At 73.0% G+C, this 24,489-nt stretch carries 20 protein-coding genes; 12 read left to right on the top strand and 8 right to left on the bottom strand.

Annotated features, from left to right (window positions below):
- Window positions 1–26 precede the first annotated feature (26 nt).
- From ACQEVI_RS26680 to ACQEVI_RS26670, 3 genes are all read left to right on the top strand, one after another.
- Complete coding sequence (locus tag ACQEVI_RS26680; RefSeq protein WP_432905295.1) at window positions 27–2,156, top strand: glycoside hydrolase family 127 protein; 2,130 nt, start codon at window positions 27–29, stop codon at window positions 2,154–2,156.
- The gene (locus ACQEVI_RS26675) at window positions 2,153–4,351 is read left to right on the top strand and encodes a glycoside hydrolase family 31 protein (protein ID WP_432905292.1); all 2,199 of its coding nucleotides are present in this window, start codon (window positions 2,153–2,155) and stop codon (window positions 4,349–4,351) included. The genes ACQEVI_RS26680 and ACQEVI_RS26675 overlap by 4 nt, the downstream gene beginning before the upstream one ends.
- Window positions 4,352–4,907: 556 nt before the next feature.
- On the top strand, window positions 4,908–8,927 hold the full coding sequence (locus ACQEVI_RS26670) for a LamG-like jellyroll fold domain-containing protein (RefSeq protein WP_432905289.1): 4,020 nt from the start codon (window positions 4,908–4,910) through the stop codon (window positions 8,925–8,927).
- 78 nt (window positions 8,928–9,005) lie between these two features.
- On the opposite strand, the gene ACQEVI_RS26665 is transcribed toward ACQEVI_RS26670, so the two are convergent.
- On the bottom strand, window positions 9,006–10,661 hold the full coding sequence (locus ACQEVI_RS26665) for a glycosyltransferase family 2 protein (RefSeq protein WP_432905286.1): 1,656 nt from the start codon (window positions 10,659–10,661) through the stop codon (window positions 9,006–9,008).
- Window positions 10,662–10,792: 131 nt separating this feature from the next.
- Here ACQEVI_RS26665 and ACQEVI_RS26660 point away from each other — a divergent pair, with 131 nt between their 5' ends.
- From ACQEVI_RS26660 to ACQEVI_RS26645, 4 genes are all read left to right on the top strand, one after another.
- Entirely contained in the window at window positions 10,793–12,157 is a 1,365-nt protein-coding gene (locus tag ACQEVI_RS26660; protein ID WP_432905284.1) for a sensor domain-containing protein, read from the top strand.
- 1 nt (window position 12,158) lies between these two features.
- A complete protein-coding gene (locus ACQEVI_RS26655; RefSeq protein WP_432905281.1) occupies window positions 12,159–12,812 on the top strand; it encodes a LuxR C-terminal-related transcriptional regulator in 654 nt (217 codons plus the stop codon).
- 139 nt (window positions 12,813–12,951) lie between these two features.
- Window positions 12,952–13,923: an alpha/beta hydrolase gene (locus ACQEVI_RS26650; protein WP_432905279.1), complete on the top strand. Its 972-nt coding sequence runs from the start codon at window positions 12,952–12,954 to the stop codon at window positions 13,921–13,923.
- Window positions 13,924–13,966: 43 nt separating this feature from the next.
- Complete coding sequence (locus ACQEVI_RS26645) at window positions 13,967–14,968, top strand: hypothetical protein (RefSeq protein WP_432905277.1); 1,002 nt, start codon at window positions 13,967–13,969, stop codon at window positions 14,966–14,968.
- Here the strand turns inward: ACQEVI_RS26645 and ACQEVI_RS26640 are convergent.
- Entirely contained in the window at window positions 14,952–15,434 is a 483-nt protein-coding gene (locus ACQEVI_RS26640) for a gluconokinase (protein WP_432906143.1), read from the bottom strand. The genes ACQEVI_RS26645 and ACQEVI_RS26640 overlap by 17 nt on opposite strands.
- A 261-nt stretch (window positions 15,435–15,695) precedes the next feature.
- Here ACQEVI_RS26640 and ACQEVI_RS26635 point away from each other — a divergent pair, with 261 nt between their 5' ends.
- The gene (locus ACQEVI_RS26635) at window positions 15,696–16,403 is read left to right on the top strand and encodes a FadR/GntR family transcriptional regulator (RefSeq protein ID WP_432905274.1); all 708 of its coding nucleotides are present in this window, start codon (window positions 15,696–15,698) and stop codon (window positions 16,401–16,403) included.
- Between the two features lie 21 nt (window positions 16,404–16,424).
- On the opposite strand, the gene ACQEVI_RS26630 is transcribed toward ACQEVI_RS26635, so the two are convergent.
- The gene (locus tag ACQEVI_RS26630; RefSeq protein ID WP_432905271.1) at window positions 16,425–17,090 is read right to left on the bottom strand and encodes a TetR/AcrR family transcriptional regulator; all 666 of its coding nucleotides are present in this window, start codon (window positions 17,088–17,090) and stop codon (window positions 16,425–16,427) included.
- A gap of 145 nt (window positions 17,091–17,235) precedes the next feature.
- Here ACQEVI_RS26630 and ACQEVI_RS26625 point away from each other — a divergent pair, with 145 nt between their 5' ends.
- The gene (locus tag ACQEVI_RS26625; RefSeq protein ID WP_432905269.1) at window positions 17,236–17,640 is read left to right on the top strand and encodes a RidA family protein; all 405 of its coding nucleotides are present in this window, start codon (window positions 17,236–17,238) and stop codon (window positions 17,638–17,640) included.
- A gap of 107 nt (window positions 17,641–17,747) precedes the next feature.
- Here ACQEVI_RS26625 and ACQEVI_RS26620 read toward each other — a convergent pair whose 3' ends face one another.
- Together ACQEVI_RS26620 and ACQEVI_RS26615 are read right to left on the bottom strand one after the other, a co-directional pair.
- The gene (locus ACQEVI_RS26620; RefSeq protein WP_432905266.1) at window positions 17,748–18,761 is read right to left on the bottom strand and encodes a zinc-dependent alcohol dehydrogenase family protein; all 1,014 of its coding nucleotides are present in this window, start codon (window positions 18,759–18,761) and stop codon (window positions 17,748–17,750) included.
- A gap of 98 nt (window positions 18,762–18,859) precedes the next feature.
- The gene (locus tag ACQEVI_RS26615) at window positions 18,860–19,717 is read right to left on the bottom strand and encodes an SDR family oxidoreductase (protein ID WP_432905263.1); all 858 of its coding nucleotides are present in this window, start codon (window positions 19,715–19,717) and stop codon (window positions 18,860–18,862) included.
- Between the two features lie 91 nt (window positions 19,718–19,808).
- Between ACQEVI_RS26615 and ACQEVI_RS26610 the strand changes: the two genes are divergently transcribed.
- Both ACQEVI_RS26610 and ACQEVI_RS26605 read left to right on the top strand, forming a co-directional pair.
- A complete protein-coding gene (locus ACQEVI_RS26610; RefSeq protein ID WP_432905260.1) occupies window positions 19,809–20,216 on the top strand; it encodes a winged helix-turn-helix transcriptional regulator in 408 nt (135 codons plus the stop codon).
- Window positions 20,217–20,255: 39 nt separating this feature from the next.
- The gene (locus ACQEVI_RS26605; RefSeq protein ID WP_432905257.1) at window positions 20,256–21,005 is read left to right on the top strand and encodes a hypothetical protein; all 750 of its coding nucleotides are present in this window, start codon (window positions 20,256–20,258) and stop codon (window positions 21,003–21,005) included.
- 85 nt (window positions 21,006–21,090) lie between these two features.
- Here the strand turns inward: ACQEVI_RS26605 and ACQEVI_RS26600 are convergent, their stop codons facing one another.
- Complete coding sequence (locus ACQEVI_RS26600; RefSeq protein ID WP_432905255.1) at window positions 21,091–21,933, bottom strand: SDR family NAD(P)-dependent oxidoreductase; 843 nt, start codon at window positions 21,931–21,933, stop codon at window positions 21,091–21,093.
- A gap of 65 nt (window positions 21,934–21,998) precedes the next feature.
- Here ACQEVI_RS26600 and ACQEVI_RS26595 point away from each other — a divergent pair, with 65 nt between their 5' ends.
- Complete coding sequence (locus ACQEVI_RS26595) at window positions 21,999–22,631, top strand: TetR family transcriptional regulator (RefSeq protein WP_432905252.1); 633 nt, start codon at window positions 21,999–22,001, stop codon at window positions 22,629–22,631.
- Window positions 22,632–22,643: 12 nt separating this feature from the next.
- Here ACQEVI_RS26595 and ACQEVI_RS26590 read toward each other — a convergent pair whose 3' ends face one another.
- Entirely contained in the window at window positions 22,644–23,117 is a 474-nt protein-coding gene (locus tag ACQEVI_RS26590; RefSeq protein WP_432905250.1) for a hypothetical protein, read from the bottom strand.
- A 65-nt stretch (window positions 23,118–23,182) separates the two neighbouring features.
- Entirely contained in the window at window positions 23,183–24,469 is a 1,287-nt protein-coding gene (locus tag ACQEVI_RS26585) for an amidohydrolase (RefSeq protein ID WP_432905247.1), read from the bottom strand.
- Window positions 24,470–24,489 lie beyond the last annotated feature (20 nt).

Raw genomic sequence — 24,489 nt, 5'->3', positions numbered from 1 at the left:
ACCAGGAACAGAGACAAAGGAACCCTGTGACAGAGCAACACTCGACGCGCCCCGTCGCGTCGCAGCTTCGGGCGGCCGGGGCGGCCCGGGCGGCCGGGGCAGCCCGGGCAGCCCGCGCGCGACCGGTCGTCCCGCGCGGCCTGCGCCGCGGGCTCGGCGTCGGCGAGCTGCGGCTCGACGGCGGCTTCTGGGGCGCGCTCCAGGAGACGAACGCCCGGGCGACGCTGCAGCACTGCCTGGACTGGATGGAGCAGCTCGGCTGGCTCGGCAACTTCGACCGGGTCGCGGAGGGTGCCACGGGCGGGGAGCGGCCGGGATGGCAGTTCTCCGACTCCGAGGTGTACAAGCTCCTCGAGGCGCTGGCCTGGGAGTACGGCCGCACGGGCGAACCCGCCACGGGTGAACTGCTGGGCAAGGTGGTGGACCGGGTGGCGGCCGCCCAGGACGAGGACGGCTACCTGAACACCTGCTTCGGCCATGCCGGGCAGGCCGGCCGGTACACCGATCTCTCGACCGGCCACGAGCTGTACGTGACGGGCCACCTGCTGCAGGCGGCGGTCGCGCGTGTGCGGACTGTGGGGGAGGACGACGCCCTGGTCGGCGTCGCCCGCCGCGCCGCCGACCATGTCTGCCGGGAGTTCGGCGTAGACGGCCTGGGTAGCAGTGGGCAGCCGGGCATCTGCGGCCATCCCGAGATCGAGCTCGGCCTGGCCGAGCTGGGCCGTGCGCTCGACGAGCCGCGGTACACCGAGCAGGCCCGGCTCTTCGTCGAGCGGCGCGGGCACGGCACCCTCGCCCCGATCGCGCTGCTCAGCCCCGCCTACTTCCAGGACGACGTCCCGGTGCGCGACGCCGACGTCTGGCGCGGCCACGCCGTGCGCGCCCTGTACCTCGCGGCCGGGGCGGTCGACGTCGCCGTCGACACGGGGGACGACGACCTGCGCGCCGCCGTCGAACGGCAGTGGACCCGCTCCGTGGAGCGCCGCACCTACCTCACCGGTGGCATGGGTTCGCGGCACCAGGACGAGGGTTTCGGCGACGACTGGGAGCTGCCGCCCGACCGTGCGTACTGCGAGACGTGCGCGGGCGTCGCGTCGGTCATGGTCTCCTGGCGCCTGCTGCTCGCCACCGGCGAGGTGCGGTACGCCGACCTCATCGAGCGCACCCTCTACAACGTCGTCGCCACCTCGCCGCGTGCGGACGGGCGCGCGTTCTTCTACGCCAACCCGCTGCAGCAGCGCGAGCCGGGCGCGGACGTGCGGCCCGACGCCGTCAACCCGCGCGCCGAGGGAGGCGTCCGGGCGCCGTGGTTCGACGTGTCGTGCTGCCCGACGAACGTGGCGCGCACCCTGGCCTCGTGGCAGGCGTACGCGGCGTTCGTCGAGGAGGCGTCTGGTGACTCGTCGGACGGCGACGGGGTCGTCGTGTCGCTGGCCCAGTACACCGCGGGCGACCTCCGGATCTCGGTCGACGGCCTGGAAGTGGGGGAGCACGGCGGTGAGCTCGCACTGCGCGTGACCACCGAGTACCCGCACGACGGCCGCATCCGGGTAGAGGTCACCGCCGTCCCCGAGCGGCCGGTCACCCTGCGGCTGCGCGTACCGCACTGGGCGGACGGCGCCACGCTCACCGGCCCCGACGGTGCCACCGCCGCCGTCCGGCCGGGATGGGCGACGGCCGGGACCCCCGCGCTCGCGGTGGGCGACGTCGTCACGCTCGACCTGCCCGTGGCCCCGCGCCTGACCTGGCCCGATCCGCGGGTCGACGCCGTGCGCGGCACCGTCGCCGTCGAGCGCGGCCCGCTCGTGCTCGCGCTGGAGTCGGTGGACCTGCCCGACGGCGTGCTGCTCGACCAGGTGCGGCTCGACCCGAAGGTCGCGCCTCGTGCGCAGGGTGACGGCGCGGTGGTCCGTGCCGCCGTCGTGCCGCTGCCGGGGGGCGGCGCGGGCACCCCGCCGTTCGGCCCCGGCGGTCCGGGCGGCGCACCCGCGCCGACGTCGGACACCGGCGTGCCCGCCGCGCTCGACCTGACCCTGGTGCCCTACCACCGCTGGGCCGAACGTGGCCCGTCGACCATGCGTGTCTTTGTACCGACTGCCCGACCCACTGCACGACCCACTGCACGACCCACTGCACGACCCGAGGAGACCCGATGACCGACCCCACCACGCCGGTGCGCGCCGACGGCACCCGCCTGACCTGGCGGAGCGGCGGCGAGACCGTCGTCGTCGAGCCGTGGGGCCGCGACAGCGTGCGGGTACGCGCGACGGTCCTCGGCGACGTCGAGGACACCGACTGGGCCCTGCTGCCGCCCGACCCCGAGGCCCACGCCGCGGCGCGCGTCGAGCTCAGGGCCGACGGCGCGACGCTCGTCAACGGCGACCTCCGTGTGGAGCTCACCACGACCAGCGGGTTCTACGAGTCCGTCGGCTACGAGGTGTCGCACTGCGACCTTGCCTTCTACGACGCCGACAGCCGGCTCCTGCTCCGTGAGCTCGGCCAGGGCGGCTCGCTGCAGCTGCGCGCCCGGAACTTCCGCCCGCGGCTCGGCGACGACGGGCACACGCTCACGGCGTCGTTCGAGTCCGACCCGGACGAGAAGCTGTACGGGATGGGCCAGTACCAGCAGCACGTGCTGGACCTCAAGGGTTCCACGTTCGAGCTGGCGCACCGTAACTCCCAGGCGAGCGTGCCGTTCGTCATGTCGAGCGGCGGGTACGGGTTCCTGTGGCACGACCCGGCGATCGGGCGCGCGACGTTCGCGCGCAACCGCACCGAGTGGCACGCCGAGTCGACGAAGCAGCTCGACTACTGGGTGACCGCCGGTCGCACCCCCGCGCAGATCTCGCGCGCCTACGCCGAGGCGACGGGGCACGCCCCGATGATGCCCGAGCGCGGGCTCGGGTTCTGGCAGTGCAAGCTGCGCTACTGGAACCAGGAGCAGCTGCTGGAGGTCGCGCGCGAGCACCACCGGCGCGGGCTGCCGCTGGACGTGATCGTCGCCGACTTCTTCCACTGGCCGAAGATGGGCGACTACCGGTTCGAGGAAGAGTTCTGGCCGGACCCGGCGGCCATGGTCGCCGAGCTGGGCGAGCTCGGTGCCGAGCTCATGGTCTCGGTGTGGCCGCAGGTCTCGCTGGAGTCGGAGAACGACTCGTACCTGCGCCGGAACAATCTGCTGGTGCGCGCCGACCGCGGGCTCGACGTCCACATGTCGTTCCAGGGCCCCAGCACCTTCCTCGACGTGACCAACCCCGAGACGCGGCGCTGGCTCTGGGACATCTGCCGGCGCAACTACGGCGCCCACGGCATCCGCACGTTCTGGCTGGACGAGGCCGAGCCGGAGTACGGCGTCTACGACTACGACAACTTCCGGTACCACCTCGGCCCGGCCCTGCGGGTCGGCAACGTGTACCCGCAGGCTTTCGCGCGCGCCTTCTACGAGGGCCTGGTGGCCGACGGCGAGAGCGAGGTCGTCAACCTGGTCCGGTGCGCCTGGGCCGGGAGCCAGCGCTACGGCGCGCTCGTCTGGTCGGGCGACATCTCGTCCACGTTCGAGGACCTGGCGCGGCAGGTCACCGCCGGCATCCACATGGGCGTCGCGGGGATCCCGTGGTTCACCACCGACATCGGCGGCTTCCACCGGGGCGACGTCACCGACCCGGCGTTCCACGAGCTGCTCGTGCGGTGGTTCCAGTTCGGCGCGTTCAGCCCCGTGATGCGGCTGCACGGCGACCGACTGCCGGGGCACGAGGTGGTCGCGGCCGACGGCTCGCCGCGGCTGGGCTCGGGTGGCCCCAACGAGCTGTGGAGCTTCGGCGAGGAGGTCTACGGCGTGCTGGAGCGCTACGTCCACCTGCGCGAGTCCCTCCGCGACTACGTCCGCGACGCCATGCGCGCCGCCCACACCGACGGCCAGCCGGTGATGCGCGGCCTGTTCCACGACTTCCCCGGCGACCCCCGCGCGTGGGACGTCGACGACCAGTTCCTGCTCGGCCCGGACGTCCTGGTCGCGCCGGTCCTCGCCGCGGGCGTGCGGGAGCGCGACGTCTACCTCCCGGCGGGCGCCCGCTGGACCGACGCCGCCACGGGCCAGGCGTACGACGGCGGCGCGACGGTGCGCGCGGACGCCCCGCTCGACGTCGTGCCGGTGTTCCTGCGTGACGGCGCCCTGCCGCACGTCGTCGGCCGGACGACGGGCCGGGTCGCGCTGGGTACGCCCGCCGAAGGAGCGCCGACGGCGGGGGCGGGCGGTGTCGGTGCGGGGCCGACTGGTGCGGGGCCAGATGCGGCGGGGCCGTCCACTTTGGGGACAGCTACTGCGGGACCGCGTACCGACGGGGCGGTTTGAGTGCGCCTGCTGGGCACCGGTCGACGCTTCGCTCCGCGAGGTCGGCAGTCCCGCACGAGGTCGGCACATGGCATCGAGATCGGTCCAGCGCTGGACCGACCTCGATGCGGAGTGCCGACCTCGCAGGCGGCGCGCAGCGGACTGCCGACCTCGTGGGCTGGCCGCAGCGGCCTACCAGCGTCCGGACACATCTTCCCGGATGCCGTTCTGCTGGGCATCGTCGAACCGGTTCGCCGGGCGGGGGAGGTCTCTCGACGAGGCCGGTCCGCTGCACCGCCCGGGCGTGGGTTCGGTCCCTTGCACGGCGCCAGGCGTGAGATCGGTCTTTTGCTCTGAGATCGGTCAATCAAACGACCGATCTCAGAGCAAAAGACCGATCTCACGGATCGAGGTCAGCAACCGACCGAACTCAAGGAGCCCAATCCAGCAACCGACCGATCTCGAGCCCAGGCCCAGCGACCGATCCCCGTTCCACCCATGAACCCTGTTCCACCCATGAACCCTGTTCCACCCATGAACCACGTTCCACCCATGACGAGAAGGAAGGCACTCAACGATGAGCACGACACCTTCATGGCACGGCCGCTCGCGCAGCGGGCCGCCGAGCAGCGGACCAGCACCAGCACCCCACCCCGGACCGGCGTGGCGTAGGTCCCGGCGCTCCGCCGTCGCGGCGCTCGCGGCCTTGGCGCTCGCCGGCAGCACAGCCGGTGCGGCGCTGGCGGCCCCGGCCGCCGGGGTCGGCGCCACCACCACGGGGACCGCGCAGGAGCTTCCGGCGCCCGACCTGCACTACACGATGGACGACGTCGCGGGCGCCGTCGTCCCCGACACCTCGGGGAACGGCCTGGACGGCGCGATCTCGGGCACCACGAGCGTGGTGGACGCCGAGGGCGGGGGCACCGCGCTCGACCTGCCGGGCGGGTCCGGCGGCGGCTACGTGACCATCCCGCGGGCCGCGCTGGAGGGTGCCACCGACGTCACCGTGTCGGCACGCGTGCGCTGGGGCGGCACCGGCGGTGCGTGGCAGCGGGTCTTCGACCTCGGCACGGACACCTCGCGGTACCTGTTCGCCACGCCGTCGAACGGTGACGGACGCCTGCGCACCGCGCTGACCACGAACGGCGGGGGCGGCGAGGCGCAGACCAGCGGCTACGGCCCGCTGCGCGCCGATGACTGGGTGACGCTCACCGCCACCCTCGACACGGCGGCCGACCGGCTCACCACCTACCTGGACGGCGTGGCCGTCGGCAGCGCCCGGTCCACGGTGGCCGCCGGCGACCTGCTCACGGACGCCGCGCAGTCGGCCGGCTACATCGGCCGGTCGTTCTACCCTGATCCGCTGCTGGACGGCGCGATCGACGACTTCCGCCTGTACCGGGCGGCCCTGAGCGGGGACCAGGTGGCCCAGCTCGTGGAGGAGAGGCCAGACATGGTGGAGCTGACGAAGGACACGTTCGAGGTGCGCACGACGGTCGCCGCGGCGCCCGAGCTGCCCGAGGCGGTGCGCGCCGTCTTCAGCGACGACTACGACCGCGACGTACCGGTGACCTGGGACGAGATCGACCCCGCGCAGTACGCGCAGCCGGGGGAGTTCACCGTCGCGGGGGACGCAACGGGCGCGCCCGTGACCACCACCGTCACGGTGCACCGGGGTGAGCTGCAAGTAGACCTGGGTTCCGAGACCGGCCAGTTCCACGGCGGCGCGTCCGGCACCCTGTACGGCCTGTACGGCGACGGGCTGCCGAGCGACAACCTGATCGAGGGCATGGGCGTCCGGACCGTCTCGACCAAGGCGCAGGACGGCCCCCAGCACCCGGGCGCCGACGCGCTCGAGGTGGTCCGGCCGCTCGCGGACGCCACGGACGGCGACGTCTACATCTACATGACCGACATCCACCGCGGCTTCCCGTACGAGTGGCCGGGCGACACCCCGCAGGAGAAGCTCGACGGTTTCGTCGACAAGATCGCCGTCCAGGTCGACCAGGTGCTGGAGCTCCCGGAGGAGTACCGGGACAACATCGTCTTCGTCCCGTTCAACGAGCCCGAGGGCAACATGTTCGGGACCGGGCAGTGGAGCTATGACGGCACGTCCTGGCTCGACGACCCGGCCGACTACTTCGCCGCCTGGGACCGGGTGCACGCGCTGATCAAGGAGCGCATGCCCGACGCGCGGATCGCCGGCCCGAACACGAGCATCCTGTACAGCCAGGTCAAGGGCTTCCTCGAGCACACCGTCGAGGCCGGGACCGTGCCGGAGATCATCACCTGGCACGAGCTGTCCCACCCGGAGAAGATCCGCGAGTCCGTGGCGACCTACCGCGACTGGGAGGCCGAGGTCTTCGCCGGCACCGACCTGGCCGGCATCAACCTGCCGATCAACATCAACGAGTACGCGTTCAACTACCACACCTCGGTCCCCGGCCAGATGATCCAGTGGATCTCGGCCATCGAGGACTCCAAGGTCGACGCCGACATCGCGTACTGGAACATCGACGGGAACCTCTCCGACTCCGCCGTCCAGTCCGACCGCGGCAACGGGCAGTGGTGGCTGTTCAACGCGTACGCCCAGATGAGCGGGAGCACGGTCGAGGTGACTCCGCCGTTCCCCGGCGAGAACTACACGCTGCAGGGCGTCTCCACCCTGGACACCGAGCGCGCGATGTCGCGCACCATCGTCGGCGGGGCCGACGGCGCAGCGCCCGTCGAGCTCGTGAACGTGCCCGCCGACGTGTTCGGCGACGACGTCCGCGTCACGGTCCGGGAGATCCCGTGGACCGGCCAGCTCGGCGACTCCGCCCAGCCGCGACACCTCGCCGAGCTGACCCTCCCGGTCGCCGGCGGCAAGGTAGCGGTGGAGTTCGACGGCGAGGCGCTGCCGCTCCTCAAGGAGTCGTCCGCCTACGAGATCGTCGTGACGCCCGCGGGCGTCGGCGAGAGCACCAGCAAGGCACCCACGTCCTGGGAGGGCAGCTACGAGGCGGAGGACGCCACCTACACCGGGTCGGGCTACAGCCTGAACGGCCCGGAGGGCTCCCCGGCCGACGTCGGCAAGTTCTACACCTCCGGCGGGTACGACGTCGGCGGGCTGCGCACCGGTTCCGACGGCGTCCTCGACTTCGAGGTGACCGTGCCCGAGGACGGCACGTACGACCTGTCGGTCTTCGCCAACAGCGCCAACACGTACGAGGCGGTGGCCGAGCAAGGCCCGACCAACGTGTTCGTCCGGGTCGACGGCGCCGCCGAGCAGGAGCTCCACCTGCCGCTCGGCTACAAGTGGGTGGTCTGGGACCACGCCGACACGACGGTGGAGCTGACGGCGGGCACGCACACCATCTCGCTCGCCGCGCAGAGCCTCGACGGCACCGGCGTCACCCAGGGGGACGCGATCCTCGACCGCATCACGCTCGCCCTGCCGAACCCGGACGCCGGCGTGTCCGTCTACGAAGCGGAGCACGCGACGCTCGACGGCGGGCGCGCGCTGTACGAGGCGCCCGACGGCGTCGACCCGGCAACGGTCTCCGGCGCGGGCGGCGTCGAGCTGGCCGAGGGCGAGACCGCCACGTTCTGGGTGTACGGCGCCCGCGACGGCGAGGCGACCCTCGGCGTCGACACCCTCGGTGCCGGCACCGGCACGCTCACCGTCAACGGCCGCGAGGTCCTCGACCTCGGCCAGGGTGGGTCGGCGCGAGCCCACGAGGTCGCCGCGCACCTGACCGGAGGCGTCAACAAGGTGGTCGTCACGGGCGGCGCCGACGGCGTCGTCGTCGACCGGCTCACCGTGGCCCCCGGGACCGGGGCGCTCGCGGCGACCGAGTACCAGGCCGAGGACGCCGAGCTGGCCGGTTCGGCGAAGGTCGCCGACTTCTCACTGGCCGAGGGCGGCCAGGCGGTGACAGACGTCGGGGGAGAGCCGGGCAACGGCAGCACGCTGACGTTCCAGGTCGACGCAGGCCAGGCCGGCCCGCACGCCGTCGTCCTGCGGTACTCGAACCCTGAGCAGTCGCCGGCGTCGCACTACAACCCGGACCCGATCGCCCGCCGGGCGGACATCTCGGTGAACGGTGGCGCCCCGGCCCCGGTGCTCTTCCCGCACACGTTCCACGCGAACAGCTTCTGGGAGAAGACGGTGGTGCTCGACCTGGAGGAGGGGGCGAACACCATCACGCTGAGCTCGCAGGAGGCGCCGAACTTCGACGGCACCACCTACGCGTCCGACGTCTGGCCGGACTTCCCGCTGCGGTCCCGCTGGGCGCCGGTCGTCGACCGGATCACTGTGTCGCCGCTCGCGGCATCCCACGCAGCACCGGCTCTGACCGAGGTCATGACCGAGACCATCTGTCGCGGACCGCGTGCGTTCCTCGTCGTGAGCACACGGAACGTCTCGGACGAGCCGCTCGACGTGCGGATCGCGAGCGAGCTCGGGAAGCGGTCGACGAGAGACCTGGCGCCCGGTGACACCTGGCGCCAGACGTTCCCGGCCCGCTCGTCGGCACTGGCGGCCGGATCGGTGACGGTCACGGCGGCCGGCGTGGCGACAGAGCACACCTACGAGGGGAACGCCTGCGGCTCGTAGAGCTGACTGCCCGTTGGTCGAGCTGGTCGAGACCCCGGTCTCGACCAGCTCGACCAACGAGGTAGCCGGGACGCCTGGTCACTGGCGGGCCGGGCGGCCGCCGGTCAGCGAGTACCCGACGGCGGTGGCCGCCACGACGCAGAACACCCCCGCCGGTGCGACGGTCCCGGTGAGCAGGACCGCCGTCAGGATCGACGCTGCAGCGGCGGCGAGCTCCGGCCGCCGTCTGTGGACGGCGGTGCGCAGCCCCGCGTGGTCGTTCGTCTTGGGCGTGACCAGGAACCGCGCGCGGACTCCGAGGCCCACCCGCAGGACCGCGCGCAGCGTGACGATCGCGACGGACGCGTACAGCAAGCCGCCGCGCAGCAGGAACAGGCAAGCCGCCACCGGACCGCCGCGCCGGACGTTTCGGATCGCCTCGGGCAGCAGGGGTACTGACCCGAGGATCCCGAGCGAGGCGCCGAGCGCGACCGGTATTCCTGGCATCCGTGCGGCGGCCGCCGCGAGGGCGAACCCGAACAGCGCGACCATCATGACGGTACCGACGAGCGGCGAGACCAGGTCCAGGAACACGTCCAGCCGTCGTGCGGGGCGCAGCCGGGTGTCGAAGAGCAGGCCACGGCCCCGGCCGGGGCCTGTGCCGGAGCCTCTGCCGCGGCCTCTACCAAGCAACTGCATGGCACCCTCGGTGAACTTGCCGAACTGCGTGGTGAAAGCGGTGTAGTCGGTGGGGGCGTCCTCGACGGAGACGAGGTCCGGCACATAGCGCACGATGCGTCCTCGACGCGCCAGCTCAAGGGTCAGTGCGGCGTCCTCGGCGACTACCTCGGGGAACTCGCCGGCGTCACGCAGCGCGCCGACGTCGAGCAGCGCTCCCCGGCCGACGAAGGTCGCCATGCCGAACCAGGCCCGGCCCGCCGAGATCGCGCGCAGGTGGGTGTCGAACATTCCGCGGAAGTCCCGGACGAACCGGGTCTTGCCTCGTCGCGAGCGGATGGCACCCTGCACGACCGCCACCTGGGGGCTCGCGTGGAGATGTCGCAGTGCCGTCCGGACGAAGTCCGGGCCGATCTCCTGGTCGGCGTCGAGGATCACCACCGCGTCCACGCCTTCCGCATGATGGCGCAGGTAGTTGTTGATGTTCCCGGCCTTGAACCCGGTGCGGTCGGCGCGGCGGACCACCTGGACGGTCCCGCCGGCAGCGGAATCGGCAGCAGCGGTGCGGGACGCGAACGCGTCCACGGTGGCCCGGGCCGCGGCGCTACGCGAGTCGTCGAGGACGACGACCCTGGTGCGCGGGTGGCTCTGGCGCATGCTGCGCTCCACGACGTCGGCGCGGAAGTCGTCCGCCGTCGTGCAGAGCAGAGCGACCTCCAGGTCGTCGAGCTCGGGGCGCGGTCTGCGGGCCCGCACTCCGACCGAGGGGTGCGGACGCCGGGTCGCGGCGACCAGGAGCACCGCAGCCCGGATGCCGACCAGCCAGGCCGCGGCGATCGCGGCGGCGGCGAGCCCCGTCGTCGTCCAGGTCGTGGGGGTCGCTGGGTGGGTTGCCGCTGCCAGGACGAGACAGGCGGCCGTCGAGAGGACGGCCCAGGCCACGGTGAGCACCAGCGCGGGACCGAGTGCGGAGAGCGGTCCGGGCATGCCTTCGCCCCGTCCGGAGCGATCGTGGGAGCGGCCGCGGTGGGTGCGGGGCTCGTCGGGGTTGCGGTCCTCTGGGCCGGTGGTCAGCATGCCTTCGATCCCACCCGGGGCGGGCCCGCGGGTCACTGGCACGGGGGCGAGACCAGGGGTAGACCAGGCACTACCCCGGAAGTCGAGCGGGCGCTATCCCGGGCTGGAATCCGCGACGGTACCTTGAACGAGTGCGCCAACCCGACCGTCTCGCCCTCGCCTTGCGGCGGCCTGGCTACCTCGTCTCGAGGTGGCTGCCGCAGGCGTGGCTGTTCACGTCCATGACCGCGCTCATCGCGGGCCCGCTGGGGGCCTTCTGTCTGAGCGGGGCCATGCGGTGGCCTACGTCCTTCCGTGCCTTCGCCGTGCTGCTGGCGGCCATGCTGGTGCTCAGCCCGCTGATCGCCCGGCTCGACCGCGGCCGGGTGCGCCGGCTGGGCAGTACGCGGATCGCGGACCCGCACGAGCCGACCGAGCTCGGTGGGTTCCGCCGCGTCGTGTTCCGGCTGCGCGAACCCGCGACCTGGCGGGAGGTGGCCTATGTGGCTGTCGTGCTGCCGATCGGCTGGGTCGCCGCGGCCGTGCACATAGCCGCCGTGTGGTCCGTGGTCATGGTCTTCACGGTTCCCCAGTACTGGATGAACGGCGACCCCTTCTGGGTCGACAACTCGTCCGGCGTCCTCCTTGGGTTCCTCGCCGCGATCGTCATGATCCCCGCCGTGGGTTATGTCCTCGGGCTGCTCGCGCTCCTGCAGGCGGCCCTGGCACGGGCTCTCCTGGCGCCGCGAGGCCCTGAGCTGCGTCGGCAGATCGAGCGCCTCACCGCCTCGCGGACGAGCCTGGTCCGGTCGTTCGAGGGCGACCTGCGCCGCATCGAACGCGACCTGCACGACGGCGTCCAGCAGAAGCTCGTGACGCTCACGATCGCTCTGGGCTCGGCCGAGCTGGACGCCGGCGAGCTGGCCCGGGCGGGCGTCGACGTCGGGCGGCTGCACCGCCACCTGGGGCGGGCCCACGATCTCGCCGAGGCCGCGCTCGAGGACCTCCGCTCGACGGTCCGCGCCATTCATCCGCGGGTGCTCGCCGACCACGGGCTGAGGGCGGCGGTGCACGAGCTGACCTCCCGGATGCCGGTCCCGGTGGTTCTGGCGTGCACCGTCGAGGACCGCTTTGACCCGGAGATCGAGCTCTGCGCCTACTTCGTCGTCAGCGAGGCTCTGACGAACGTCGCGCGGCACAGCCAGGCGGGGAGGGCGCGGGTGGTGCTCGCTCGCGACGGTGGGCTGCTGACGGTCCGGGTGCACGACGACGGCCTCGGCGGGGCCGACTTCGGCTCGGGCGCAGGCTCGGGGACCGGGCTCGTCGGGCTGCGGGAGCGTGCCGAGGCCGCAGGGGGCAGTCTGACGGTGACCAGCCCGTCCGGCGGGCCGACGACGGTTGCCCTCCTCCTGCCGGCCCGTGCACGGACGGCCGCGCTGGACGCCGAGCCGCGACCCGCCGAGCCGCGAACAGCCCAGCCGCCGTCCGCCCCGCCCACCGTGACGGAGACTGTGTGACATGCGGATAGTGCTGGCCGAGGACTCGATCCTGCTCCGTGACGGCCTGGTCGGGCTGCTCGAACGAGTGGGGCACGAGGTGGTGCACGTGACGGACAACGCCGACGAGCTGGTGCGGCTCGTGCTGGCGGACGGCGCGCACGGTGAGCTGCCCGACCTGGTGATCACCGACGTCCGGATGCCGCCGCGGCTGGAGAACGACGGCATCGACGCTGCGGTGGAGCTCCGCCACCACCACCCGGCGCTGCCGGTGGTGCTGCTGTCGCAGTACGTCGCCGACGCCTATGCGCGTGACCTGCTCGCCGGCTCGTCGGGCGGGATCGGCTACCTGCTCAAGGACCGCATCGGGCGGGTGAGCGACGTCATGACGTCGCTGGAGGTCGTGGCGGCCGGCGGCACGGTCATCGACCCGCAGATCGTCCGGTCGCTGCTCGACCGGAGCTCGTCGCCGCTGGACACCCTGACGCCACGCGAACGCGAGGTGCTTGCACTGATGGCGGAGGGCAGGGCGAACCCCGAGATCGCCCGGCGGCTCGTCGTGAGCGACGCGGCGGTCGCCAAGCACATCGGCAACGTGTTCGCCAAGCTGGGGCTCACCGCCGACGACGCGGGCCACCGCCGGGTCCGCGCGGTGCTCGCCTACCTGCGCGGCTGACCGGCACCCGCCGGGTGGCGGACGATCAGGCGGCATCGCGCCCCGTTCGGCGGGTGCCTCCACGGGCACCGGTGGCAGAGACTTCGGGTAGAGCGCGCCGCCGTCCTCGTTGTGCGGTGCACAGAACGAAGGAGTTCTCGTGGCCGAGACCTTGAAGAGGCCCCCGTTCGACCCGGAGCTCGAGGCGGCGCTCACGCTGCTGTCGGAGCAGATGCCGACGACGTTCACCGTCGAGATGATCCCGATGCTGCGCCAGGGGATGCCCGGGCTCGACGTGAGCGTCGACGACTCGCTCGCTGCGGCGGGCGTCGAGCGCCGGGACGTGACGATCCCCGGCCACGACGGCGACGAGATCCAGGTGAGCGTGCTGCGCCGCCAGGGCAGCACCGGTGTCGGCCCGGGGATCTATCACACCCACGGCGGCGGCATGATCATCGGCGACCGGTTCACCGGGCTGGACCTGCTCCTGGCCTGGATCACCGAGCTCGACGCGGTAGCTGTCACCGTGGAGTACCGCCTCGCCCCCGAGTTCCCCGACCCGTACCCCGTGCGCGACTGCTACGCGGGTCTCGTCTGGACGGCGGAGCACGCCGAGGAGCTGGGTATCGACCCGGACCGCCTGATCATCGCCGGCGGCAGCGCGGGCGGCGGCCTGGCCGCGGGTGTCGCCCTGATCGCCCGGGACGAGGGCGGCCCCGCCCTGGCCGGGCAGGTGCTGATCTGCCCCATGCTCGACGACCGGGACCAGACGGTCTCCACCCGGCAGATCGACGGGGTGGGCGTCTGGGACCGCGGCTCGAACGTCACCGGCTGGTCGGCGCTCCTGGGCGACCGGCGCGGGACGGACGACGTCTCGATCTACGCCGCGCCGGCCCGAGCCGCCGACCTGTCCGGGCTGCCGCCCGCGTTCATCGACTGCGGCAGCGCAGAGGTCTTCCGCGACGAGGACGTCGCCTACGCGACGGCGCTCTGGGCCGCGGGCGTGCAGGCCGAGCTGCACGTATGGCCCGGCGGGTTCCACGGGTTCGACATGATGGCGCCGCACAGCGTGCTGGCCAAGGCGGCGCGCGCGGCACGGGACTCGTGGGTGGCGCGAGCACTCGGCGTGTGAGCATCGCCTAGGGTTTGTCCCACACGCGCGATGGAGCGAACTCATGCAAGAACTCGTGGGACGTCTGACCGCACTCGATCCTGAGGCCAGCGAGACCCTCAAGGTCGTGGCCTACTTCGACGTGCTGGTCGCGGGCGGCGTAGGCCTCCAGGCCCTGTTGCGCGGCGCGGCGGTGCTCAGCGGAACGGTCGCCGGTGCGTTCGACGGCCGGCGGACCCACCGCATCGGGCCGGACGGCGACCAGCCTGCCGACGACGCCGGTTCCGCCGGCCCGCTGCCCGGCTGGCCGACCCGCCCCGTCAGCACCGGGAGGGTCTGGCTGGAGCGGGACGGTTCACCGCACGCCAACGACGAGATGGTCATCGAACGGCTGGCGCTCGCGGTCGACGTCGTCGGCGCTCGCCGCCCGGGCCAAGCGGACAGCGCGCTGGAGACGGCCCTCGACGCCGCTCGCGACGTCGAGGAGCGCCGGGTCGCGCTGTCGCGGCTCCGGCTCGATCCCGCGCGCCTCGTCCGCGTGGTGGCGCGGCCGCTCGCCCACCCGGTCGAGCGGCGGGCAGGGACGGGCCCGTCGACCGTGGTGGCCACACCCCACGGCCTGGTGCGGGCGGTGGTCCTCGACCGGGACGCGGAGGTCTCCGGCCCCGCCGGGGTGGGTGTCCCGCTCCGTGCGGACGAGCTCCCCGAGTCCTTCCGGACGGCGGTGCTCGCGCTGCGGCTGCTTCCCGGGAGCGACGCCGTCGTGGACGCCGCCGCCCTCGGGATAGTGCTGGCCGCCGTCAGCGCGCTGGAGCCGGTGGCCGCCGAGCAGCCGGACGTCGTAGCGCTGGCCCGGCTCGACGCGCGCACCCGGGCGGTGCTCGACGAGCTCGCGTCCGCCGAGAGCGTCCGCGCCGCCGCGGCGGCGCTGGGCATGCACCACTCGACGCTCCAGGCCCGCCACGACGCCCTGACGAACGACCTCGGCTACGACCCGCGGTCCCTCGACGGGCGAGCGCGGTTCCGGCTGGCCCAGCTGCTGCTGCGCCTCACCGAGGCCCCCTGAGCAGGCGGAGGGCCTCCTCGACGATCTGGTCCGGCCGCGGGGTGATGTCGACGGCGAACCCGGGCTCGTCGTCCCCGAGGGGTTCGAGGGCAGCGAGCTGGCTGTCGAGCATCTCGGGCTTCATGAAGTGCCCGGCCCGGCCCTGGATGCGCTCGCGCAGCAGGTCGTAGGAGCCGGTGAGGTGCACGAACCGAACGTCGCCGGCGGTCTCCAGCAGGTCGCGGTAGCTCCGGCGCAGGGCGCTGCACGGCACGACGGCGCTCCGGCCTGCTGCGAGCTCCGTCGCGAACCAGTCGCGGATCCCGGTCAGCCACGGCCAGCGGTCGTCGTCCTCCAGGGGGTGGCCGGCGGCCATCTTCGCGACGTTCGCGGGGGAGTGGAAGTCGTCTCCCTCGGCGAACGAGGCGCCGAGCCGTCCGGCCAGGAGCGCGGCGACCGTCGTCTTGCCCGATCCGGCCACGCCCATGACGACGATCGCCCGGGGTGCGCGGTCCGTCCCGCTGCTGCCCGTTGCGCTGCTGAGCGGCCCGCTGGCTGGCTGGGCCGAGAACTTCGCTGTCTCGGTGACGTCTGTGTCCATCTCCCCATCCTCACTTATTGATAACACCATTGGCGCGTGATTCATGTCACCAATAAAGATCGGGTAGTGCGGCCGCCGACGCCGCGAACGAACGCCGCACCGAGCACGGCCGCGGAGCCTGACCGCAGAGCGCCCTACTCTTGGAGGATGTCGCCAGTGCTGCACGGCCCCGTCCTCGATGCCCTGGGCCGCCGCATCACCGCAGGCGAGCTGCCTGTCGGGGCGTCGCTGACGCTGGACGGGATAGGGGCGGAGTTCGGGGTCTCGCGCACCGTGGCGCGGGAGGCGATGCGCCTCCTCGAGGGCGCCGGGCTGGTCCGTTCCGGGCCGCGCGTGGGCATCGTCGTCCTGCCGCACGACGCGTGGAACGTGCTCGACCCGCGGGTCATCGAGTGGCGGCTGGCCGGTCCCGGCCGGGCCTCGCAGCTGCGCTCGCTCACCGAGCTGCGCCAGGCCGTCGAGCCGCTCGCCGCCGCCTGCACCGCGCGCGCGGCCACGGCCGCCGTCCGCGACGAGCTGGTCGGCATCGCGCGCCGGATGCGCGAGCTCGGCGAGGCGGGCAAGGGTGGCGGCGAGGAGTTCCTGGCGCTCGACATCGAGATGCACGAGCTCCTCCTGCGCTCCAGCGGCAACGAGCTGTTCAGCGCGCTCGCCGATGTCGTCGCCGTCGTCATCTCCGGACGCACCCACCTGGGCCTGATGCCCGCCTACCCCGAGCCCGAGGCGCTCGACGCGCACGAGGCGGTCGCCGCCGCGGTGGCCAGGGGCGACGGCCCGGGCGCCGAGGAGGCGATGGCGCGGATCGTGCGCGAGGTGCGCGGGGCTCTCGGCGAGAGCCGGGCGCTCAAGCCCTGACGGCTGTCCCGGTTCTCAGGTTCAGCGGAGCGCGGCCAGCAGCGGGAGGCGGACGGCGGGCGGCAGCGGACCGTCGTCGGGCCGCGTGCTGATGGACCGCAGCTGGAGCGCCACGAACCGGCGCGAGGCGGCCACCACGGCCTCGCGTGAGGTCGCCCGGATGCCGGAGTTGGCCATGATCAGCATGACGAGGTCGTCCAGGACGAAGTCGCGGCGCAGACCACCTGCTTCCTTGGCCCGGCGGATGAGCCCGGACAGCGCCTGCAGGGCCCTGCTGCGCTCCTGGGCGAAGTCGACGGCCTGCGGGAAGGCCGAGACGAACGCGGCGGTGAAGCCACGGTCCTCGGCGTGCATCGCGCAGACCTGCTCGATCACGGTACGCAGCCCGCGCCACGGGTCCGGGTCGGCGACGGCGGCGTCGACCAGCGCGTTGCAGGTCGCCATCTGCTCCCGGAACGCCTCGGTGACCAGGGCCTCCTTGGTCGGGAACCGCCGGTACAGCGTCGCCGGGCCGACGCCGGCGCGGCGGGCCACCTCCCGCATCGGGACGTCGATGCCGTCCTCCGCGAAGATCGTGCGCGCCACCTGCAGGATGCGCTCGCGGTTGTCGCGCGCGTCGGAGCGCAGCTCGTGCGGCGCAGGCGCGGACATGGTCGTCCCGGCGGGCTCGGACTGGTGCTCGGTCATCATTCTCGCTTCGCCGAAACGGACGGGGTGTTCCACTCGCGCGACCATGGTCCCACGACTCGGAGACGGGACCAGCCTGGTACTTCCCGTCCGGACTTCGCGAAAAAGGTCGCATCGCGCAGCGGCACGTTGCGACACTCCGGCGATGCAGATCAACCGAGTACAGCCCGACGGCCTGCACCCCACACCGGGCTACCACCACGTGACCATCGTCAAGTCGGGCCGGACCGCCTACCTCGCGGGCCAGTGCCCGCTCGACGAGTCCGGCATCCTCGTCGGGCCCGGCGACCTCCTGGCGCAGACGGACCAGGTGGCGGCCAACGCGCTGGCCGCTCTGTCGGCCGCCGGGGCCGCGCCGAGCGACGTCGTCCGCTCCGTCATCTACGTGGCGAGCGGCGAGCGTGGGGACCTCTCCGCCGTCTGGCAGCGGCTGAACGACGGCCCGCTCGCGCAGGCGTTCACCACCGCGAGCACCCTCCTGGGTGTCGCGGTCCTCGGGTTCCCTGGCCAGCTCGTCGAGGTCGACCTGACGGCGGCGCTCGCGGACTGACCCGCCGTCCGCCACCGGCGCGAGATGACCATGCACCTGCTGCCAGTTCCGGGATCGGTCTGGCAGCAGCTGCATGGTCATCGGGCCCGGCTCCCGAACCGCAGGGATCAGTTCTGGAGCAGCACCTTGATGGCGCGCCGTTCGTCCATCGCTCGGTACGCCTCGGCGACCTCGGCCAGCGGCAGGGTGAGGTCGAAGACCTTGCCCGGGTCGATCTCGCGCTTCCACACCAGGTCCAGCAGGTGCGGAAGGTACTCGCGCACGGGGGCGACGCCGCCGCGGATGCCCTTGTTGCCCCAGAACAGCGTGTCGGTGGGCAGGTCCCCGTGCGGTACGCCGACCAGGCCGATCATGCCGCCGGGGCGCACGAGCCCCACCGACTGCGCGCGGGCCTCCTCGGTGCCCACGCACTCCAGCACGGCGTCCGCGCCGATGCCCTCGGTCAGCTCCAGGACCTTGGCGAGCCCCTCCTCGCCGCGCTCGGCGACGATGTGGGTGGCGCCGAACTCCTTCGCCACCTTCTGCCGCGACTCGTGCCGGCTCATCGCGATGATCGTCGTCGCGCCGAGCTGCGCCGCGGCGAGCACGCCACTCAGCCCGACGGCGCCGTCGCCCACCACCACGACGCTCGAACCCGGTCCGACGCCGGCGGAGACCGCCGCGTGCCAGCCCGTGCACATCACGTCGGAGAGGCTCAGCAGGCTCGGGATCAGGTCGGCGTCCGGCTCGCCCGGGGTGGCGAGCAGGGTGCCGTCCGCGTTCGGGATGCGGATCTTCTCGGCCTGGCAGCCGTCGAACCCGCCGCCGTGCAGGCAGTTGGCCTGCATACCCTTGCGGCACACCGCACAGGTGTTGTCGCTGTGCAGGAACCCGCCGACGACGAAGTCGCCGGGCTGGATGGTCGTGACCGCGTCACCGACCTGCTCGACGACGCCCACGTACTCGTGCCCGATCGGCGTCGGCCGCTTGACCTGGGAGATCCCGCGGTAGCGCCACAGGTCCGAGCCGCACACGCAGGCGGCGACGGTCCGGATGACGGCGTCGGTGGGTTCCACGATGACGGGGTCGGTCCGCTCCTCGAAGCGGACGTCCCCAGGGCCATGAATGATTGCTCCGCGCATGTGCCCATTGTGCAGGTGCCGGGTGGTCGGCAGCTCGTCAGGTGGTCGGCAGCCCGGGGTGCCGACCACCTGACGAACTGCCGACCCCCCCGGCGGGGTCAGGAGTGCGCGGCGCGGACCGCGTCCGCGAGCGACGTCGCGGGACGGCCCAGGAGGCGGGTCAGGTCGTCGCTGTCCGTCTCGAGGTCGCTCGCCGCGATCGAGGCGTCGAGCCCGGCGACGAAGCCCGCGGTGCCGGCGTCGAGCCCGACCTGCTGCAGCTCGGCCTGGAACTCGTCGACCGGCAGGTCGCGGTAGGCGACCTTGGTGCCGGTCACGTCGCTGATCGTCGCGGCGAGGTCGGCGAGGGTGAACGCGGGCCCGCCCAGCTCGTGGACGACCTCGTCGCCCTCGTCGGTCAGCAGCGCCGCTGCGGCAGCGACGGCGTAGTCGGCGCGCGCCGCACCCGAGATCTTGCCGTCCCCGGTGGCGCCGGCGATCTCGCCACGCTCGAGGTACTGGCCCAGCTGTCCGGTGTAGTTCTCGTAGTACCAGCCGTTGCGCAGGATGCTGATCGGGACGCCGGACGCGCGCAGCGCCCCCTCGGTGCCCTCGTGCTCGCCCGCGAGCGGGTTCGAGGTGCTGCCCGCCTTGAGGATGCTTGTGTAGGCGATGCGCCCCACGCCGGCGGCCTTCGCGGCGTCGATCACCGCGCTGTGCAGCGCGACGCGCGTGCCCGGCTCGCTCGCGGAGACGAGCAGCAGGCGGTCCACCCCGGCCAGCGCCGCGGGAAGGGTCTCGGGCCGGGCGTAGTCGCCCTCGCGGACCTGGACGCCGCGCTCCGCGAGGTCCGCGGCCTTGCCGGGCGTGCGGACGATCGCGACGACGTCCGAGGCGGGAACGCCGCGGGAGAGGAGCTCCTCGACGACGCGGTGGCCGAGGCCCCCGGTGGCTCCGGTGACGGCGTAGGTGGTCATGACACTCTCCATTGCTCGGGTAGTTGCTAGCAGGAAGCACTAACGAATCGAAAGTACACCACATTCCCGCCGTGCGCGGTACCCTGGGTCCGTGAGCACCACCGACCTGGAATCCGACAGCCCCGCGCAGGAGCTGGTGGCGGACGTCTTCGCGCGCGACTGCGGCTCGCGCGCCGCGTTCGAGGTCGTCACCTCCAAGTGGGCCTCACTCGCGCTGCTCGCGCTCGGCGAGGGGAGCTACCGCTTCAATGCGCTGCGCCGACGGGTCGAGGGGGTCAGCGAGAAGATGCTGTCCCAGACGCTGCAGGCGCTCGAACGCGACGGCATGGTCACGCGCGACGTCGTCACGACCATCCCGCCACGTGTCGAGTACGCGCTGACGCCGCTCGGCGAGGGCGTCGCGCAGAAGCTGCGTGCGCTCGCGGACCTCCTCGAGGGTGCGGCGGCCGAGGGTGCCCTCGGCCAAGCCGCTGCGGAGCCGGGCGAGGAGCGCGCGTAAGCAGTCCGTGCTACCGGTTCGGCCGCTACGATCACCCGGGTGACAAACCAGGACATGATGGGCCCGGCGCAGGGCGGTCCGGCGCGGGCCGCCGAACCGGTCTTCTCGCCGGACGCGCACCGGCTCGACCTCGGACGCCTCGGCGCGATCACGCTCGTCGTCGGCATCGTGCTGACCGGACCGCTCGGGTGGGCCTGCGGCTACGCGGTGGTGACCGACCCGGATCCCGTGGCCAAGGCGATAGCGGGCTTCTTCGGGCTCCTGTTCGGCGGGCTGTGCGTCCTGTTCATCGCGAACTTCTGGCGCGTGACCCGGCCTCGCGGCGTCGTCGTCGACGCGGCAGGGATCTGGTTCTGGCACGGCGCCTCCTGGGACCTGGTCCGGTGGACGCAGGCGGCCCGGGTCGGCCTGTCGTACGAGATGCCGCCGGAGCTGCCGACCATCGGCGGACCCGTTGCCCACCTCAAGGCGAAGGTGAGCGGCTGGCTCAAGGACCGGCTCTACGGTGCGCTGCGGATCACCGACAAGCGCGGCATCGCGCTGGAGATCGTTCCGATGCGCGAGGGTGAGCTGCTCGAGCTGCCCCGCCTCAAGCGGTACCGCACCAAGGACCCCGCACCGCTGCCCGGCCTGCCCCCGGTACGCCTGCGCGTCGGGCTGCCCGGCGGCTACCACTCGTTCGCGGACCTCATCGAGGCGGGCGAGCGGTTCGGCGGGCACGCCTGGGAGGGCTGGTTCCGCCGCCGGTGGACCGGCGGCGCGGGCCGCGGCGCCCGCGAGACGGTCTGACGCCGGCGAGCCACCCGGCGATCCGCGAAGTTGACCACAGCGGTTGCTGCCAGATCGGGCCGACTTCTGGCAGCAACCGCTGTGGTCAACGAGGGCCCACCAGCTCCGCCGAGCGGTCCCACAGCCGGCGGGCCAGGTCGGCGTCGCGCGCCTGGGGGTTGACCCGGCGCGCGACCCGGCCGCTCTCGTAGTACGCGCCCGACTGCCAGGCGGCGCCGGGCTGCGTCTGTGCGAACCGGACCAGCTGCGCGGCGCCCTTCTCCGGCGTGACCAGGACCATCTTGCCGATCCGGCTCTGGTAGAGCGGCCGGAAGAAGCTGGTGCTCTCGGCGCCGAAGTTGGTCGCGACGCCGCCCGGGTGGAACGCCGCCGCCGACAGCCCCTGGTCGTGGAAGCGCCGGTGCAGCTCGGTGGTGAACAGGATGTTCTCGAGCTTCGCCGTGCCGTACGCGCGGTGCGGGGTGAAGTCCCGGTCGTGGCCCAGGTCGTCGAGGTCGAGGTGCCCGAAGAGCCGGGCGCCCACGCTCGACGTCTGGATGACGGAGGCGTGGCTGGCGAGGAGCTTGTCCAGGAGCAGGCTGGTCAGCAGGAACGGCGCGAGGTGGTTGACCTGGAGCGTGCGCTCGTGGCCGTCGACGGTCCTGGTGCGGTCGCCGCCGAGGATGCCGCCGGCGTTGTTCGCCAGGACGTCGATGCGCGGGTAGGCGTCGTCGAGCTCGGTGGCCAGTCGGCGCACGTCGGCGAGGTCCGTGAAGTCGGCGACGAAGTGCTTCCCGCCGACCTCGCGCGCGACGTGGGCGGTCTTCTCCGGTGACCGCCCGACGACGGCGATGCGGTGGCCGGCGGCGCTGAGCAGCCGGGCCGCGGCGGCGCCGATCCCGTCGCTCGCGCCCGTGATGACGATGATCCTGGGGGAGGTGGTGTCCATATTGCACAGCATGTAGCGAGTGGCACAGTGTGTCAACAGCGGCGCATCGTGTAACCTCGCGCAGCATGGACCAGGCGCACACCGACCAGGCACGTACCGGCCTCCGGGAACGCACCCGCCGCGCGATCCAGAAGGAGATCACGGAGGCCGCCGAGCGGCTGTTCGTCGAGCGCGGCTACGAGGCGACGACGATCGGGCACATCGCCGAGGCCGCCGGGATGTCGCGCCGCACCCTCTACCGGTACTTCTCGACGCGCGAGGACGTGGTGCTCGGAAAGCTCGACGTGGTGGGCGACGAGGTGCTCGCGGCGCTGCGCGAACGACCGGCGGACGAACCGGTCTGGACCGCACTGCGGCACTCGTTCGACGGGATGATCGCGCACCTCGACCACGCCGGGTCCAGCGGTCTCGCGGCGCCGATGCAGCGCATCATCCTCGAGACGCCGGGCCTGCGCGCGCGGTACCTGGAGAAGATCGAGCGGGTCGAGAGCGCTGCGGAGCTGGTCGTGCGCGAGCGCGCCGACGAGGCGGGCACGCCGTGGGCCGCCGACGACCCGACGCCGCGCGCCGTCGTCGCGGCCGCGCTGGGCTGCGTCCTGGCCGCGGAGCACGCGTGGCTCGCCGGCGGCGCCACGCAGACGATGGCGGTGCTTGTCGACCGGGCGATGGCCGCCGTCGGACCGCGGGAACCTGCCTGACGCCCGCGCGTCCTACGCGACGTCGACGTGCTTGCGCGCCGCCTCGACGAAGTCGAAGATGTGCTGCCTGGACGCGTCGCGGGCGTCCTTGAACTCCTCTGCCGGGGTGCGCAGCTTGACGCGGTCGACACTGTCGATCGCCTGCTGTGCGAGGTCGATCAGCTGCCGGGACTCCGTGACGAGCTGGACCCGGAACATCGCCTCGAGCGCGCTCGTCCGCAGCCGGTAGGTCTCGTAGCGGAACTCCTCGGGGTCGGCGTTGTAGCGGTCCTCGTGCACCGCGTACCAGCGGTCGATCTGCGCCCGGCGCAGGCTGACGAGCGCGCCGCCGTACGTGGTGTACGCGCTGACCCGCTCCTGGCGCAGGCGCTCGTTGCGCTCGAAGCGTTCGGCGTCGGCCCGGTTCCGGCGTTGGAAGTAGTGCGTCGCCAGCGAACCGAGCAGCGTGCCGAGGACGGCGACCACGCTGGTCACGATGATTTCCACGAGCGGAAGCCAACCACGACAGGGCGCCGTCGGGAAGTCCGCTCGCCTCACCGCGGCTGGGGCGCTCAGCCGGCGACCGGCGCCGCCAGGCGGTCCAGGGCCGCGACCACGAGCGCCTCGACGCCCGTCTCCAGCGTCGGGTGGGGCACCGGCGCGAACCGCGGGGAGTGGTTGGAGGGGATGTCGCGGTCCGTCGTGCCCGCGGCGAACGCTGCCCGATAGGCGGCCGGGTCCCAGCCGCCCAGCAGCCAGTACACGATCGGCACGCCGACCGCGGTGGCGAGCAGGCCGACGTCCTCGCTGCCCGCGACCGGGCCCGGGTCGATGACGCGCTCGGCGCCGAAGCGGGCGGCGAGGACGCCTCGTGTGCGCTCGGTCTCGACCGGGTCGTTGACCACGGGCGGGAACGAGTCGCCGGTGGTGATCGTCGGTGGCTCCGGTGCGCCCGCCGCGGCCGCCTCGCCCCGCACCATGCGCTCGATGGCGGCCAGGACCCGGGCCCGCACCGCCTCGTCGTAGGAGCGGACGTTCACGCCGAGGTAGGCGTCGTCGGGAATGATGTTCTCCTTCGTCCCGGCGTGCAGTGTTCCCACGGTGACGACGGCGGCGTCGCCCGCCGCGACCTCGCGCGAGACGATGGTCTGCAGCCGCAGCACCGCCGACGCGGCCATGACCACCGGGTCGACGGTCGCCTCCGGCCGCGACCCGTGGCCGCCCCTGCCGACGAGCCGGACGTTGACGACATCGGTGCCGGCGAACGCCGGACCGGCGTGGACGCCGAGCAGGCCCGCCGAGACGGGCGCGACGTGCTGCCCCAGCACGATGTCGGGGCGGGGCACCAGGTCGTACAGGCCGTCGTCGATCATGGCGCGGGCGCCGCGGCCCAGCTCCTCCGCGGGCTGGAAGACGACCACCAACGTTCCCGACCAGGCCGACCGGCCCCGGGCCAGCAGGTCGGCCGCACCCAGCAGGGCGGTGACGTGCACGTCGTGCCCGCACGCGTGCATCACGCCCGACTCGACCCCGTCCGCGGTGGTGGCGCGCACGGTGCTGGCGTACGGCAGCCCGGTGTCCTCCGTCACGGGCAGGGCGTCCATGTCGGCTCGCAGCAGCACGCACGGTCCGTCACCGTTGCTCAGGACGCCCGCGACGCCGGTCCCGCCCAGGCCGGAGTGCACCACGTACCCGAGGGCAGCGAGCCGCTCGGCGGCGACGGCCGCGGTCCGGTGCTCCTCGAAGGACAGCTCGGGGTGCTGGTGCAGGTCGACATAGGTGTCGTACAGCTCCTGCCGCAGCCCGCCCAGCGGCGCGAGAACGGCATCGACACCTGCGGGCACCACTGGATCCGTCATGTGCCCCACGATGCCACCGG

It is taken from the genome of Promicromonospora sp. CA-289599 (genome assembly GCF_050936155.1).
Taxonomy (GTDB): domain Bacteria; phylum Actinomycetota; class Actinomycetes; order Actinomycetales; family Cellulomonadaceae; genus Promicromonospora.
Note: the sequence above shows the minus strand (reverse complement) of the source record. Positions and strands in the feature narration are given on the sequence as shown.

Bases quoted from the DNA above. Each gene is read 5' to 3' on its own strand.
- ACQEVI_RS26675 (WP_432905292.1), top strand. From the start codon at position 2,153: ATGACCGACCCCACCACGCCGGTGCGCGCCGACGGCACCCGCCTGACC.
- ACQEVI_RS26670 (WP_432905289.1), top strand. From the start codon at position 4,908: ATGAGCACGACACCTTCATGGCACGGCCGCTCGCGCAGCGGGCCGCCG.
- ACQEVI_RS26665 (WP_432905286.1), bottom strand. From the start codon at position 10,661: ATGCTGACCACCGGCCCAGAGGACCGCAACCCCGACGAGCCCCGCACC.
- ACQEVI_RS26655 (WP_432905281.1), top strand. From the start codon at position 12,159: ATGCGGATAGTGCTGGCCGAGGACTCGATCCTGCTCCGTGACGGCCTG.
- ACQEVI_RS26645 (WP_432905277.1), top strand. From the start codon at position 13,967: ATGCAAGAACTCGTGGGACGTCTGACCGCACTCGATCCTGAGGCCAGC.
- ACQEVI_RS26640 (WP_432906143.1), bottom strand. From the start codon at position 15,434: ATGGGCGTGGCCGGATCGGGCAAGACGACGGTCGCCGCGCTCCTGGCC.
- ACQEVI_RS26635 (WP_432905274.1), top strand. From the start codon at position 15,696: ATGTCGCCAGTGCTGCACGGCCCCGTCCTCGATGCCCTGGGCCGCCGC.
- ACQEVI_RS26630 (WP_432905271.1), bottom strand. From the start codon at position 17,090: ATGACCGAGCACCAGTCCGAGCCCGCCGGGACGACCATGTCCGCGCCT.
- ACQEVI_RS26625 (WP_432905269.1), top strand. From the start codon at position 17,236: ATGCAGATCAACCGAGTACAGCCCGACGGCCTGCACCCCACACCGGGC.
- ACQEVI_RS26620 (WP_432905266.1), bottom strand. From the start codon at position 18,761: ATGCGCGGAGCAATCATTCATGGCCCTGGGGACGTCCGCTTCGAGGAG.
- ACQEVI_RS26615 (WP_432905263.1), bottom strand. From the start codon at position 19,717: ATGACCACCTACGCCGTCACCGGAGCCACCGGGGGCCTCGGCCACCGC.
- ACQEVI_RS26600 (WP_432905255.1), bottom strand. From the start codon at position 21,933: ATGGACACCACCTCCCCCAGGATCATCGTCATCACGGGCGCGAGCGAC.
- ACQEVI_RS26595 (WP_432905252.1), top strand. From the start codon at position 21,999: ATGGACCAGGCGCACACCGACCAGGCACGTACCGGCCTCCGGGAACGC.
- ACQEVI_RS26585 (WP_432905247.1), bottom strand. From the start codon at position 24,469: ATGACGGATCCAGTGGTGCCCGCAGGTGTCGATGCCGTTCTCGCGCCG.